General features: G+C 60.9%; 13 protein-coding genes. 1 reads left to right on the forward strand and 12 read right to left on the reverse strand.

Features of this window, described 5'->3' with window-relative positions:
- Position 1: 1 nt before the first annotated feature.
- From icmH to BBI10_RS13145, 10 genes are all read right to left on the reverse strand, one after another.
- Positions 2 to 799 carry a type IVB secretion system protein IcmH/DotU gene (gene icmH / locus BBI10_RS13100; RefSeq protein ID WP_065988939.1) on the reverse strand — a complete coding sequence of 266 codons (798 nt, stop codon included), beginning with the start codon at positions 797 to 799 and terminating at the stop codon, positions 2 to 4.
- Positions 796 to 2139, reverse strand: coding sequence for a type VI secretion system baseplate subunit TssK (gene tssK / locus BBI10_RS13105; protein ID WP_065988940.1), 1344 nt, complete (start codon positions 2137 to 2139; stop codon positions 796 to 798). Before tssK ends, icmH begins: the two co-directional genes overlap by 4 nt.
- The gene (gene tssJ / locus BBI10_RS13110) at positions 2132 to 2905 is read right to left on the reverse strand and encodes a type VI secretion system lipoprotein TssJ (RefSeq protein ID WP_141695172.1); all 774 of its coding nucleotides are present in this window, start codon (positions 2903 to 2905) and stop codon (positions 2132 to 2134) included. The genes tssK and tssJ overlap by 8 nt, the downstream gene beginning before the upstream one ends.
- A 24-nt stretch (positions 2906 to 2929) precedes the next feature.
- Complete coding sequence (tssH, locus tag BBI10_RS13115; protein ID WP_065988942.1) at positions 2930 to 5557, reverse strand: type VI secretion system ATPase TssH; 2628 nt, start codon at positions 5555 to 5557, stop codon at positions 2930 to 2932.
- A complete protein-coding gene (gene tssG / locus BBI10_RS13120; protein WP_065988943.1) occupies positions 5554 to 6624 on the reverse strand; it encodes a type VI secretion system baseplate subunit TssG in 1071 nt (356 codons plus the stop codon). The genes tssH and tssG overlap by 4 nt, the downstream gene beginning before the upstream one ends.
- Positions 6588 to 8420: a type VI secretion system baseplate subunit TssF gene (tssF, locus tag BBI10_RS13125; RefSeq protein ID WP_065988944.1), complete on the reverse strand. Its 1833-nt coding sequence runs from the start codon at positions 8418 to 8420 to the stop codon at positions 6588 to 6590. The genes tssG and tssF overlap by 37 nt, the downstream gene beginning before the upstream one ends.
- A complete protein-coding gene (tssE, locus tag BBI10_RS13130; RefSeq protein ID WP_065988945.1) occupies positions 8420 to 8902 on the reverse strand; it encodes a type VI secretion system baseplate subunit TssE in 483 nt (160 codons plus the stop codon). Before tssE ends, tssF begins: the two co-directional genes overlap by 1 nt.
- Positions 8903 to 8929: 27 nt before the next feature.
- Entirely contained in the window at positions 8930 to 10432 is a 1503-nt protein-coding gene (tssC, locus tag BBI10_RS13135; RefSeq protein WP_065988946.1) for a type VI secretion system contractile sheath large subunit, read from the reverse strand.
- Between the two features lie 14 nt (positions 10433 to 10446).
- The gene (gene tssB, locus BBI10_RS13140) at positions 10447 to 10980 is read right to left on the reverse strand and encodes a type VI secretion system contractile sheath small subunit (protein ID WP_062387737.1); all 534 of its coding nucleotides are present in this window, start codon (positions 10978 to 10980) and stop codon (positions 10447 to 10449) included.
- Between the two features lie 69 nt (positions 10981 to 11049).
- Positions 11050 to 11799 (reverse strand): hypothetical protein, encoded by a 750-nt coding sequence (locus BBI10_RS13145; RefSeq protein WP_065988947.1) that lies wholly within the window; start codon positions 11797 to 11799, stop codon positions 11050 to 11052.
- 656 nt (positions 11800 to 12455) lie between these two features.
- Here BBI10_RS13145 and BBI10_RS13150 point away from each other — a divergent pair.
- Positions 12456 to 12980 (forward strand): hypothetical protein, encoded by a 525-nt coding sequence (locus BBI10_RS13150; protein ID WP_141695173.1) that lies wholly within the window; start codon positions 12456 to 12458, stop codon positions 12978 to 12980.
- A gap of 55 nt (positions 12981 to 13035) precedes the next feature.
- Here the strand turns inward: BBI10_RS13150 and BBI10_RS13155 are convergent, their stop codons facing one another.
- Positions 13036 to 13596, reverse strand: a complete 561-nt coding sequence (locus BBI10_RS13155) for an HD domain-containing protein (RefSeq protein ID WP_065988949.1) — start codon at positions 13594 to 13596, stop codon at positions 13036 to 13038.
- Complete coding sequence (locus tag BBI10_RS13160) at positions 13597 to 13941, reverse strand: immunity protein Tsi6 family protein (RefSeq protein ID WP_065988950.1); 345 nt, start codon at positions 13939 to 13941, stop codon at positions 13597 to 13599.
- Between the last annotated feature and the right edge of the window lie 18 nt (positions 13942 to 13959).

The raw sequence follows: 13959 nt of genomic DNA on the forward strand, positions 1-13959 counted from the left end.
CTCAGGCACTGAACAATTGGCTGATGTGTTCGGACAATAAGGCGACGTCCTTGCCCAGCAGCCAGTCCAGCGTCAGGTAAACCGCCAGACAGACCAGCGCGATGAGCGCCAGGTAGACCCACACCGGCACCTCGTGGCGCAGCATCTGCGAGACCTGATCCGGCAGTGCCCAGTCCGGCGACAGCGCTTTGGGCGTCTTGCGATAACGGGCGATGTCCTGGCCGAGGGTGTTGGCCAGATAGCGCAACTGATCCTTGCCTTCACCGACGCTGAATTTGCCTTCGAACCCCAGGGCCAGGCACAGGTGATACACCTCTAGCACGTCGAGGTTGCGCTTGACGTCGGCGCGCAGGGTTTCGATCTTGTCGAAGAAACCTTCGCCGGCCAGGTGCACGCCAAAGTGGCGGAACTGCAGCGGCGACACTTCGATGTGCCGGCGCAGTTCGTTGACTTTCTCGGCCGGCGCCGCCAGTGCAGCATGGGCTGAAGTGGGCGAAGCCTCGGCGTTTGCCACGACCGGCGCCTCGGGCATTTTGGCCCGCAGCACGCTTTCGTCGAGAAACGCGCACAACGCGTATTGCGTGTCCTTGACCTGCTCGACGCTGTAATTGGAGGCGCGGGCTTCTCGCTCCAGGGTGGCGAAGAAACTGTCGACGCTCTCCTCGAACGCGCGGACCGAGGTCACTTGACGGCCACGACGCAGGATCAGCGCCATGCTGATGAAGTCCTGCACCAGGTCTTTGAGGGTCGGTTTTGGCTGGTCGGCGGCCATGGCGCCTTGCATTACGGCTTCGCTCATTTGAGTACTGCCATCAGTTCAAGCTTGAGGTTGGTGAAAGCGCTGGGTGCGTAGAACGAGATCGCCTGGGCGCTCATCATGCGTTCGTAGACCCGGCCATGGGGTTCGATCGAGAAGTAGTGGTTGTCCAGGCGCACTGGAATGGCGTTGGGCAGCCGTGTCGAATGGTTGAGCGTGGCGCCGGGCATGGCGCTGTTGACCACCACTTCGATGTCTTCCGGGGAGCCGACCTTGACCGCCCGTGGCACCAGTTCCAGCAGGCTGGAGCCGGGCATGTCGGCGTGCACGGAAATATAGAAATCGGCATCGACCAGTCGTGGGTCGTGCAGCTGACCCTGCCAGTACGAGGGCTTGGTCTGGGTCAGGTTGATGACGATGCACTGGTTCGGGATCACGTTGTCCAGCAGCGTGCGGATCATCTGGTCCAGGGTGACCAGCGACGCCGCCGGGTCGTGATGGTTGTACTCGGGGATGTCGTTGAGCTCGACGTCCAGCGAGAAGGTCAGCAAACCACCGGCCAGTTCTGCCAGGAACAGGTACAGACGCTCCGGGTGCAGGCGCGGGTGGGCCAGCAAGTGCGCCAGATTCGGGTACGCGCGGTTGACCGTGTTGAGCAACCAGAACAGCGTGACGTCGCTGGAACCGAACTCGGCGATCTGATCAGCACGTTCCCGGCGGCGGCCGGAGAGCGCCTTGCTCTTCGAGTGCAGGGCGCCGAGCAGACGCTTGCCCAGGCCGATCAGGGTTTCGTGGGTGCCCAGGTGCAAGGTCGGATGCACGAAGTGGGTGTCGAGACTGAAGCCGCCGATGTTGTTGCGCGACAGCCGCGCGATCGGGCAATAGCTGTAGCCGTCCAGCGTGTCGCCGTCGATCAGCATGACCACGTTCAGGCGCAGGCTGGTGATCTCGTTTTCCAGATCGCCTTCGTTGAGGTCGGGCAGGGTGTCGAACTGCTTGCGATATCGGCGCGCGCTTTTCTGCTCCTGGCCGTCTTCAACGTAATTGAGGCCGAACGGCTCAGGCAGTTTCAGGGCGGCGTAGACCTTGAAGTCATTGCCTTTGAGCAACTCGCGCAAATCCCGCGCCGCCGGCAGCGGATCGTGGCCCGGCGCATCGAACAGGCTGCCGTCCGGAAACACCAGCTTCAGCCGCTTGAATTGCAGCGAACCGCTGGCCAGCGCTTCTTCGTCGATCTGCATGGCCTGCACGCCCCAATGAAAGGGCGTGGCGCGCAGCGTCGATTCGCTCAGCTGGTGCTGGTGGAATTCATCCTGGTACTGGAAGTGCTGTGGCAGAAGAAACATGCCTTCGGACCACATCACGCGGCTCTGCTTACTCATGAACGCCTTCCACTAATGAATTGAATTTTGATTGCGCGCCTTTCTGAGCGGAGTCGACCGCCGTGTCCTGGGCCTTTTGCACCGCCGCGTCCTGCACCTGTTGAGTCAGGGACGGATTGCCTGCATTGGCGGCGGGCGCGGCCGTGGGCATGACATTGCTTTTGGCGAACTGCGCTTCGGTCTGCGGCTTGTTCAGCACGTCATTGCCGCGCACCGCCAGCACGTGGTTGTTGTCGACCAGCACGCGCAGGCCGTCCGAGGAAAACCAGATGCCGTCCTTGCGCAGGGAGTTGGCATCGAAGGCGACTTTCCAGTGGCTCTTCTCGTCGGAGCGGAAGAACGCGGCGATGCCGACATAACCAGTGGCCGTGTTCAGCGGCCACTGGTCGATCTGGCCCATGCCCGGCAGCAGGGTGATTTCCTGGCTGTCGATGAGCGTGTTGCCAAGGGCCTGCTGCGGGTTGTCCCACAGCGAATCGGCGTCGATGGACGCAAAACGCTCCAGCGCCGTGAGCTGATAGACCCGCAGCACGACCGACAGCGGCCGGCCGCTTTCATCGGGGTTGAGCTGGTTGCCGCCGTCGGCCGTCAGAATGACTTTTTCCTTGTCGCCGAAAAGCATGTCACCGGCCCAGGTGTCATCGACGCGCTTGCTGGCGCGGTCGGTGATGCCGCAGGCGGTGAGCGCCATCAGGACGGTCAAAAGGGTCACGCGGGTGGCCCAGCCAGCGCCGGCGTAAAGACGTTCCCTGTTCTGCATATTCATGACTGCATACCTATGAATGCTTGATCAATCCAGCCAACTCCCTTCCAACCCAATCAAAAGCAGGCGGTAGGCGAAACCGCCGTCGCTGCCCAGTTCGATGTGCAGGCTCTGAATCGGTTTGTCCTGGGCCATTCGTTCCAGCACGTGCTGGGAGAGTTCCGGCATGAGGGTCTTGGACAGAATGTTGTCGATGTTGCGTGCGCCGCTGTCGACCTCGGTGCAGCGCGCCGCGATGGCCTTGACCAGCGCCTCGTCGTAACCGAGCACGGCTTGATGATTGCGCTCGAAACGCTTGCGAATACGCTCTAGCTTCAGGGCAACGATGCGCTCCAGAATCTCGTCCTGGACCGGGTAGTACGGCACGATGGTCAACCGCCCGAGGAAGGCGGGCTTGAACACCTGGTTCAGCTCGTCGCGCAGGTCCTCGACGATCTCGTCCGGGGTCGGCTGCTCGGTGGTGTTCAGGCAGCGCTGCATGATGCGATCGGTACCGGTGTTGGAGGTGAGGATGATCACCGTGTTACGGAAGTTGATCTCGCGACCTTCGCCGTCATCGAGCACGCCTTTGTCGAAGACCTGGAAGAACAGCTCAAGCACGTCCGGGTGGGCTTTTTCCACCTCGTCCAGCAGCACCACGCTGTAGGGTTTACGCCGCACCGCTTCGGTCAGTACGCCGCCTTCGCCATAACCGACATAGCCCGGCGGCGAGCCTTTGAGGCTGGAAACGGTGTGGGCTTCCTGGTACTCGGACATGTTGATGGTGATGACGTTACGTTCACCGCCGTACAGGGTGTCGGCCAGTGCCAGAGCGGTTTCGGTCTTGCCGACGCCGCTCGGACCCAGCAGCAGGAACACGCCGATGGGCTTGTTCGGGTCTTCCATGCGCGCGCGGGAGATCTTGATGCGTTTGCCGATCTCCGCCAGGGCGTGATCCTGACCCAATACGCGCTCCCCCAGCAGTGCCGGCAGGCGCTGAACGGTGTCGATTTCGTTGCGCAGCATCTTGCCGAGCGGGATGCCGGTCCAGCCGGAAATCACCTCGCCGATGGTGCCGCCGTCGACCAGTGCGTGAACCAATGGCTGCTCGCCCTGAACGTCTGACAGCTCGGCACGGACGGCGGAAATCTCGCTCACATCGGGGGCCTCGACGCTGCCCAGGTCCGCGAGTTTTTTCACCAGATCCAGCTCACGCTGCCACTGCTGCTCCAGGGTTTCCCGAGTGTTCTGAACGCTCTGCAATTCCTCGTTCAGCGCAGCCAGGCGGCGTGAGTGGTCGCTGCCTTTGGCGGCTTCCTGCTCCAGCACGGCGATCTCGGCCTGAACGTTGTCGATCTGGCGCTTGCAGTCTTCCAGCGGGCCGGGCTGTGCCGACTGCGCGAGGGCAACGCGAGCACAGGCGGTGTCGAGCACGCTGACGGCTTTGTCCGGCAACTGACGCCCGGTGATGTAGCGGTTGGACAGGCGCACGGCCTGCACCAATGCTTCGTCCATCACCGTGACCTTGTGGTGCTCCTGCATTTTGCCGAGCAGGCCACGGAGCATGTAGATGGCTTTGTCTTCGTCCGGCTCCTCGACCTTGACCACCTGGAAGCGGCGGGCGAGGGCGGCGTCTTTCTCGAAGTACTTTTTGTATTCAGCCCAAGTGGTCGCCGCGATGGTGCGCAGCTCGCCCCGGGCCAGCGCCGGCTTCAGCAGGTTCGCGGCATCGTTCTGCCCGGCCTGGCCACCGGAGCCGATCAGGGTATGGGCTTCGTCGATGAACAGGATGATCGGGTGCAGGCTGCGTTTGGTTTCTTCGATCACTGACTTCAGGCGGTTCTCAAACTCGCCCTTGACCCCGGCGCCGGCTTGCAGCAGGCCCAGATCGAGGGTGTGAATCGCCACGTCCTTGAGCACCGACGGCACGTCGCCCTGAACGATACGCAACGCCAGGCCCTCTACGACCGCGGTTTTGCCCACTCCCGCTTCACCGGTGAGGATCGGATTGTTCTGCCGGCGACGGGTCAGAATGTCGACCATCTGCCGCACTTCGAACTCGCGGCCCAGCACCGGATCGATGCGACCCTCGCGGGCGCTCTGGGTCAGGTTGATGGTGTATTGATCCAGCCCCGGCGTTTTGCCATTGCCTTGAACGGCGCGGCCGCTCGCGGCTTTCGGGCTCTCCAGCGGGCTGGCCAAGCCCGACTCCGGGCTGCCTTCGACCAGCGCGGCGAGGTTGACCCGCAGGTCGTCGGCGTTGATTTTCTCCAGCTCAGGCGCGGAGGCCACGACCACACGGTGCAGCTCGTCATCGTCCAGCAACGCCTGAATCAGGTAACCGGTGCGGATCTGGCTCTGGCCAAACTCGATGGACGCCAGGACCCAGGCCTGCTCGATCATCCGGGTGATGTGCGGCGACAAAGCCGGCGTGCGCGTGTTGCCTTTCTTGAAGGTGCCGAGGGCGGTGACCAACTGCGCCTGCAAGCGCTCGGGGACCACGTCGTAGTGACGGAGGATCGCTGGCAAGTCGTTGTCGTTGTTTTCCAGCAACTGCAGCAGCAAGTGCTCGACTTCAACGTCGTAATGGTTTTCTGACAAGCACAGGGCGGCAGCGCCTTCTGTGGCTGTGCGACTGGTTTCGTTCAGTTTGGCGAACAGCGACTTCAGGTTCACAGTGAGACCCCATCAAAAGGAATATGGAAAAGAGCACAACGGGCCGGCTCGACATCGGCGCCCGGACGTTTCAACCAGCCCAGCCACCCCAGCGCGACGTTGCCCTGACGGCCGATCTTCGCCAGTGGCACCGCCTCGCGCTTGAGCGTCGGCGCGATCTGGAAATCCAGGTGCGCGCCGATGTAAAAACGCACCAACTCCACCAGCTTCTGGTAGTCCTCGGTGCCGGGCTGAAAACGCTGGTAATCGGCCAGCGCCAACGGGCCGATGTCGAGGCGTACGGTGGACTGGTAATCCCAGACCCGGTTGCCGACCACGGCGCTCTGCCCGATGGCGGCGTTCTTGCGGCCCAGCTGCGTGCATTGGCTGACGTCGAGCTTCAGCCAGCGCCCGGCGAATTGCCGGACCTTGAACGGCAGCGAGAAATAAAAGCTCAGCATCACCTGCAGGTTCAGCGCGTTGCGCGGCTTCTGCGCGAACATCCCCGAGAAATAGCTGAACAGCTCCCGACGCAGGGGCGAGCCTTCAGGGGCGAACTTTTGCTTCTGCGCCTGCGGGCCTAGGCCCACCAGATGAAGCAGGTAGCGATCGAAGTCCGACGTGCCGTTGCGCTCGTACTCGATGTAAAACTTGTACTTCTGCCAGGCCTCGTAGAACAGCGTGGTCATGCGGTGCGAGAACACGTCGAGAAACGCGTGGGCGGCGTCGTCCCGGTACTGAATATGGCGTTCCAGCAACAGCTCGGTGTACGGGCGCGGCAATACGCCGGACGGCCCGACCAGACCCATGAACGTCACCTGCACTTCGGTCAGCGGCAGCCCGGCCGCAGACACCTTGCCCTCGCGCTCAAACTTCACGTCGCTGACTTCGCTCGCCGGAAAATTCAGCGACAGCTGCGAGCGAAAGCGCAACGGGTCTTCATGGGGCCGCGTCTGCAGGTCCATTCGCCCGTTCCTGCTGTAGTGCAGGCGGAGCAAACGCACCAACTGAAAGAATTCGAATCGGTGCGGCTCAGCCCGTGCCTGGTCGATCAGACCAGGGGTTGATCGCCGGTTCGCGGGGGCCATTGGACCACTCTCTTTTCGCGCTGCAAGGTGCGCAGGGTTAATTGGGTAAAGCTGTTGATCGAGCAGTACTGGCCGAAGAAATGGTCGAGCACCATGCCGAACAGAAACACGCCGCTGCCGGTGTATTGGCTTTCATCGAATTTGAGGGTGATGCCCACGCCGCGCACGAAGTTCGGACGCGGGTGGCCGATCCGCGCGACCACCGGCTCGCTGCTCACCGAGACAATGCCGTTGATCTGCTTACGGATCGCCGAGGTGTTGCGGTAGTTGTAGAGCGACAGCAATTCCAGCAGCACGTCGCGGCCTTTGCTCACCAGCGACATGTGGTTCAGCGACAGGTGCGAGACCAGGCGCCAGATGACCCCGTTGCCCAGTGGCACGCGCACCGATGCGGTCGGTTTGCGCAGGCAGCGGATGTCGTCAATGACCGAGCCTGCCGGGACACTGAAGTCCCCGCGCGCGCCGCCGAAGGGCAGAAGTGAAGGCAGGTCACGGTTGCTGCAGGTCAGGCGGATACTCAAGGTATCGCTGGCCGAGTTGATCAGCTCCAGGTCCCGGTCGACCACCCGAATGAACATGTCGGTGCCGTCCCGTTGCCGGCTCTGGGAGGGGCGTCGGCGGGCGATCCAGAAGCTGTTGCCCGGCCCCTGATCGGCGCGCGGCTCGAAGAACGGATGGCAGCTGGTGACCTGCTCCAGCCCGCCGACTTTCTTGACCCGGCGCACCTTGTCGATGGACACCACCTCGGCCGTGTTTTGCATGCGCACGTCCGGAATGATGGCGTATTCATGCTGAGCATGGGTCAGGGTGATTGGCTCGGCCTGCTGGCGGAACAGGTTGATGATCGGCGTGCAGTTGAGCTTGAAGTTGGCGCGGCCGATGTTCTGCGTCAGGCGCGCCAGGCGGTCGTGCAGGTCGTAGTCGGAGAAGTAGAAATTGATCTCGACTTTGCCCAGCGCCTTGCCCGCCAGAATGCGACCGAAACCGGACAGGTCGAAGAACATGAACTTGTCCGGGAAGGTGAAATATTCGTGCAGCAGCCGGTAGCCAAGGAACGAACGCTCCGAGTAATCCACCAGCCCCTCATCCAGACCATAGCCGACCGCCTTCAGCGCATTGGCCGGCAGGGCCACTTCGCGCATACGGCCTTCGTCTTCGAAGGTCAGCGTGGCCTTGGCCAGGTTGTTGAAGAGCAATTCGTACAGCTGCAGCATCAGTGTGCTTTCGCCGTCGAGGAAGAAGCGCAGCGAGTCCAGCTCCATCTGCCCGAACAGCACGTCGGAGGTCGCCGTCAGGCCGATGCGCAGACGCGCCACCAGATCAGCACTGTGGCCGTTGAACGCCGAGCGTTCCATTTCGACGAACGAAGCCTGCTGCACGCTGATCGGCCACAGGTCGACCGGGTAGCACGTACGGAACTTGCACACCACGCTGTCGATGGGCGTGGCGTGGATCTCGGTGTGACGCGCAACGCGATAGGCCTCGGTGACCTTCTCGTTCTTGCCCAGGGTGAACTCGACGATGGACATCGACGGGGTAGGGCGCAGGTAGTGCGGGTACAGCACCTCAAGGAACGACTCGACGATTTCCGGAAACTCGTCATCGAGCTTCTTGTGCACCCGCGCCGCGAGAAACGAAAACGCCTCGATCAAGCGCTCGGTATGAGGGTCCTCGCAGTTATCGCCCTCGATGAGCAACCGCGAGGCGATTTTCGGGTACTGGCTCGCGAACTCCTGGCCCAGAAAGCGCAGGTGCGACAGTTCCTTTTCGTAATAGGGGAGCAGGTCGTCGAGCATCAGTTGAGGTTCTGTACTGTGTATTCCTGGGTATTGACCTGCAACACCGCGTCAAATGAAACCTGACGGGAGATGTCTTGTAGGCGCAGTACGGCGTCCACGCGAAAGGTCAGCATGCGTTGGCCGGTTTGTTGTGCGAGCAGTTGTACCTTGACGCTGCGAAAGCGCCGGTCGCCGTCGGAAATCGCCTTCTCCAGCTGCTGCTGAATCAGGTAACGGTCCTGGGGGTCGAGCACGCTTTTGCTGGTGAAATCGGGCATGCCGTAATCGAGGATCGTGCCGGGCAGTTGCGGGAAACCGGCGAGCTCGCCAGCCACCAGGGACTGGCGGGTGTTCACCAGGATTTCCAGGTCACGCACGATGCTGGCCTTGTAATCGGCCAGCGAACACAAGCGTTGCGCCGAGGCTTCAACGGACTGGTGCGGACGGTCGTCCAGCAACCGGTCCAGCAGTGACGGCAACAACTTGTGTTGGCTACTCATGTTGCCTCCCTGGCAGACCCGGACCGGTTAACCGCGTGTGGATTGCGGCAGTTCTGCGACCAGTCGCAGCGACGCCGTCAGTTCATCCAGTTGGTAGTGCGGACGCAGGTACGTCACGGCTTTGTACACGCCCGGCTTGCCCGGCACTTCGAAGACTTCGGCGCGGGCTTCACGCAGCGGGAACTTGGCCTTGGCTTCCTGGCTGGCGGTGTCGTCGAGCAGCACGTAGCTGGACAGCCACTTGTTGAGGAACATCTCGACGTCTTTACGTGAAGCAAAGCTGCCGACCTTGTCGCGCATGATCGCTTTCATGTAGTGAGCGATGCGCGAGGTGGCGAAGATGTACTGCAACTGCGCCGAAAGACGGGCGTTGGCGTTGGCAATGTCGGTGTTGTACTGCTTCTGTTTCTGGGTCGACTGGGTGCCGAAGAACGCCGCGTAGTCGGTGCCCTTGCAGTGCACCAGCGGGATGAAACCGAGGTCGGAGAGTTCTTTCTCGCGGCGGTCGGTGATCGCGATTTCAGTCGGGCACTTGAGGGCGATTTCGCCGTCATCTGTCTTGAATGTGTGGGTCGGCAGACCTTCCACCAGACCGCCGCCTTCAACACCACGAATCGCCACGCACCAGCCGTAGCGGGAGAACGCGTCAGTCACGCGGGTGCCGAGTGCGTAGGCAGCGTTCATCCACAGGTATTTGTTGTGGTCGCGGCCATCGACGCTTTCGACGAAGTTGAATTCTTCGACCGGCGTGGTATCCGGGCCATACGGCAGCCGACCCAGCACGTGGGGCAGGGTCAGGCCGACGTAGCGGGAGTCTTCGGAGTTACGGAAGGACTTCCACTTGGCGTATTCGACGGTGTCGAAGATCTTCGCCAGGTCGCGCGGGCCGGACATGTCGGTGAACGAGTCCCAGCCGAACAGCTCGGGGGACGCGGCCGAAATGAACGGCGCGTGGGCAGCGGCGGCGACGTGGGAGATCTCTTCGAGCAGGTACATGTCTTCCGGGTTACGGTTGAACTCGTAATCACCCAGCAGCATGCCGAACGGAGCGCCACCGAAGGTGCCGTACTCTTCTTCGTAGATCTTCTTGAACAGCGCGCTCTGGTCGAATTCCGACGAGGCCTTGAGGTCACGGACCAGGTCTTTCTTCGAGGCGTTGAGCAGGTGAATCTTCAGCGTGGTGCTGGTCTCGGTCTGGTCGACCTGGTATTTCAGGCCACGCCAGGAAGCTTCCAATTGCTGAAATTCGCGAGCGTGCATGATCTCGTTCATCTGCTCGGAGAGCATTGAATCGATCTCGGCGATGCGCGCATCGAGCACGGCGATCAGGTCCTTGCTCGGCGTCATTTCGCCTTCCAGCACCTGACCCACCAGCTCGCCGATCAGATCACGGGTGCGGGTGCGTTCGGTTTCGGAGCGGGCGACACGGCTTTCGGAGATGATGCTGTCGAGCAGCGAGGACTGCGGGGCGAAGTTTTCCACTTCAACCAGATCAGTGTCCTGCTGGGCCACGGTTTGTTTGTCGTTCATGGTCGTGCTCCTGCTTACTCTTTGGCGTCGGTGGCGGGAACGGCGGCTTCACGACCGAATTCCTTGCCCAGCGTTTTCAGCTTCTCGGTGTTCTGCAACACGTCCATCAACAGCTCTTCCAGCTTGTCGTTGCCGCCCATCTTGTTGCGCAGGTCGGCGAGCTTGTTGCGCACTTCCAGCAGCTTGCGCAGCGGCTCGACTTGCTTGACGACGTTCTGCGGCTCGAAGTCTTCGAGGGCGTTGAAGTTGAGCTCGACGCCCAGCTGCGTGCCGTTCTTGGCCAGCGTGTTGTCGACGCGATAGGCCAGGCGCGGCTTGATGCCTTTGAGCACGCCGTTGAAGTTGTCGCGGTCAATGAAGATGAATTTGCGATCCTTGAGCTTGGGCAGTGGCTCAAGGGGGTTGCCGGAAAAATCGCCCAGCACGCCGACGACAAAGGGCAGCTCTTTCTTTTCCTGAGCATCGCCGATGTCGACGTCGTAGGTGATGTGGACCCGAGGGGCGCGAACGCGGTCGAGTTTGTGCTGGGTACTTTCCTTCTTCGCCATCGTGTTCTCCTGTGCGAGCAACTCGCTGCAAGTCATTTTGCGTGTCGGCTCGACGTTGAGCCGAGTGCTTTACAGTCCTTCGATCGTCATCAGCAGGCGCTGACGAATCTCATCTTTCATGTCCATGATGCTGTCCTGGCCCACCAGTTCTTCAAAACTGGCGTTGCCGGCAATCTGCGTGCTGCTGCGAATGACCGAGTCGTCCGGCAGCGTCGAGCGCACCGGTGAGCTGATCACGCAAAACGGCAGGTCGCCAAAATCTTTCAGTCGTTCAAAGCTCACTGGAAAACGCAGGCCGTCAAACAAACGCCCCAGGCCCGGTGATTTGCTCACGCAGTAAAACAGCACCAGGTAGTGCACGACGAAGCGATATAGCTCGGCGCTGCTGCGATTAGGGTCTTTGATGACGCTGCGAAAGCGTGCCAGATCAAAGGAGTTGAAGCCGATCACCCAGCGGGTCGGGCTGGTGATGCGGATGGTCTGACCGCTGTCGGCCAGGACCTTGTCGTATTCCAGCGGAAACAGCTCGGGCGTGGTGCTGATCAGGTTCAGCGGCACTTCCATCTCATTGACCAACTGGAACGGAGACGCCGAACCAATCCTGTCGTACAGCTCTTTGAGTTCCTTGAAGTGATGCTGCGTCTCCCGGCCGCTACTGCGCTGGGCACCCTGCAGGTACTCACCGAACAGATTCTGAGGGCGAATCAACAGCGCCAGCGTGGCCAGGTAATCGGACGCCTGTGCTTTGAGCACGTCGGAAATAGCCCGGGTCTGGCTGCGCAGCTTTATGAGTGCTTCTACGTCAAACGTTTGAGTCATGGGTACATCGTCCCTGAACCTTTCTCAACAATGCGGCGAATGCGACGAGACAGCGTGAAGAGATACGCGTTGCCCGGCTGGCACACCTTCTCGAGAAGCAGTCCGGATGAACGTCATCCCGAAAACTCGCTGCGAAGATTAGGCGCGTGAAACGTGGCCGAACACCGATAGCTAGTAGCCAGCAGTGTCAGCTCAGGCAGTTAATTGTGTGGGAAAGTTCCTACAGACGCGAAGTTTTTCTCAGATTTGATACAGGCCGCAATGATGCTTTATGGCCACTACGGGCGCTGCGGTGGGCTTGGAAATGGCTCCAGGCCTTATGGTTAAAGGGCTGCAGGGATTTATTGGATCCCTTTGGCGCGTGTAAAGAAAAGGGCGGAAAGGTGAACCGGTTCACCTACTGATCTGAACTAAGCGGGCAACTAAGGAAAACCGATGCAAAAGAGCTTTGCTGGAGCGGTGACGAATCTGTGGTTTTTTGTGCGGCGTCTGGATTTTCTCGGGCGCGGGGTGGTGTAGTTTGCCGGGGCGTGGCTTGGGTCGATGGCTTGGGTTGAGCGTCGTTGTTGTGGAAGGGATGTATCAAGGGAGCGGGTGATGGGAGTGCGAGGTTGGTTGAGGGCAGTGCTGGGGCGCGAGGGCGGGTGGAGAAGAGCGTGCCGAGTTCGAATTCGGCGTCAGCTTCTGTCGGCGGCGAGGAGCGGGGGCAGGAGGAGCCGTCGTCGCGGGTGCAGCAACTTCTCAGCGGGTTGCCGGTTTGTCAGGCGCCTGGTGCGTTCGCGACGCCGCCGCCCGTTTGTCCTTCGGTCTGGGAAAGAGATAAGGCATTACTCGCCCGGTATCACGCCTATGTAGACGACGCCGAGAAGATTGGCTGGCGAGCGCTGCCAGACGCTTCTCGGGAAGAGGGACGTCAGCTTGCAGCGCAATGGCGGTCCAGGGCGATCGACCTTTCCAACGCCAAAGCCACCGAGCAATGTGACGGAATTTACTGGTACTTCCAGAGCGCAGCCATCGCTTCACTGTTCGCGGACGGATCGGAATCGGAAGCTTTTGCCCGCTACAGGAGGGACGCGGAATCGTATCGGGGATGGAGCAGGGTCGGGGGTCAGGTGCAACTGTTTGATGAGTATGTGACCGTGATTGCGTCTGGCGCACAGCTGAGGCAGGGCGCTGAGTGAAGGGCTGACTGGTTGACTGTTTCCCGCGGGAGTGAGCTTGCTCACGAAGACGGCATCAGATGTGTTTGCGCGGCTCATCAACGTACAAGGATTTGTAGCGCGCCATGGCGTCCGTCAGCCGGCGATTCAGGTAATCATTGGTATGCCCAACCGCTGCCAGGATCTGCGCAGATTCCTCGTGATAGGACGCGCGCTTTTCCAGCGACCACGTCGAGGGCGCGGATTGAAGATTGGTGATCCGGTCGCACAACTTGATCGCTGCCGCTTCCCGGGAATGCGCGGCGATTGCCTGGAAATAGCGCTCGTCCGAGAAGGGCACGATCAGGTTCTTGCTCAGGCAGGCGACGGTCGATGCGACAGCGGCGCCGAACACTTCAGCCAGTGCCTCCTCCGAGGTAGAGGTGTCCTCGATCACGTCGTGCAGCAGCGCGGCGGGCATCGCAATGGAGAGATCACCGATGTCACTTTCCCGGTCCGCAAAAATCAGTTCGTTCGCGACCATGGCGACGTGGGTGGAGTAGGGGAGGTCGGAACCCTTCATCATTTGCCCGACGTGGGCGTGGGAGGCGAACAGCCAGGCTTTGTTGTAGAGATGCTGCAGATCGGTGGACGTCAATCAATTCACTCCTGAGATGGGGGGAGATGGGCGGTGAAGGCTTTCCAGGGGCTGGCCGTCGGGGAGCTTGATTTTTAAACCGCGACCGATCTGGATGCCGATGTAGTAAGCGATGCCGAGTGCATGGGCAAGCTCAGGATCCGTCTCCTCGAACTCCTTCCCGGCCCACGCGCCAATGGTCAATTTGTGCAGGCGGCTCTTATCTTTTTCGGTGCCCAACAAAATGTTTCTGATGAAGTCGAGTTGGATCAGCGAGCTTGCGTAAAGGGGAAACGCTGGACACGATGCCTCCCTCAGGCGGGTGATCGCAATGGCTTCGTCGATGTAGTCGATGGCTTTTTTCAATGGGTCGTTTCCCTGAGT

Source organism: Pseudomonas graminis (assembly GCF_001705435.1).
Taxonomy (GTDB): Bacteria; Pseudomonadota; Gammaproteobacteria; order Pseudomonadales; family Pseudomonadaceae; genus Aquipseudomonas; species Aquipseudomonas graminis_B.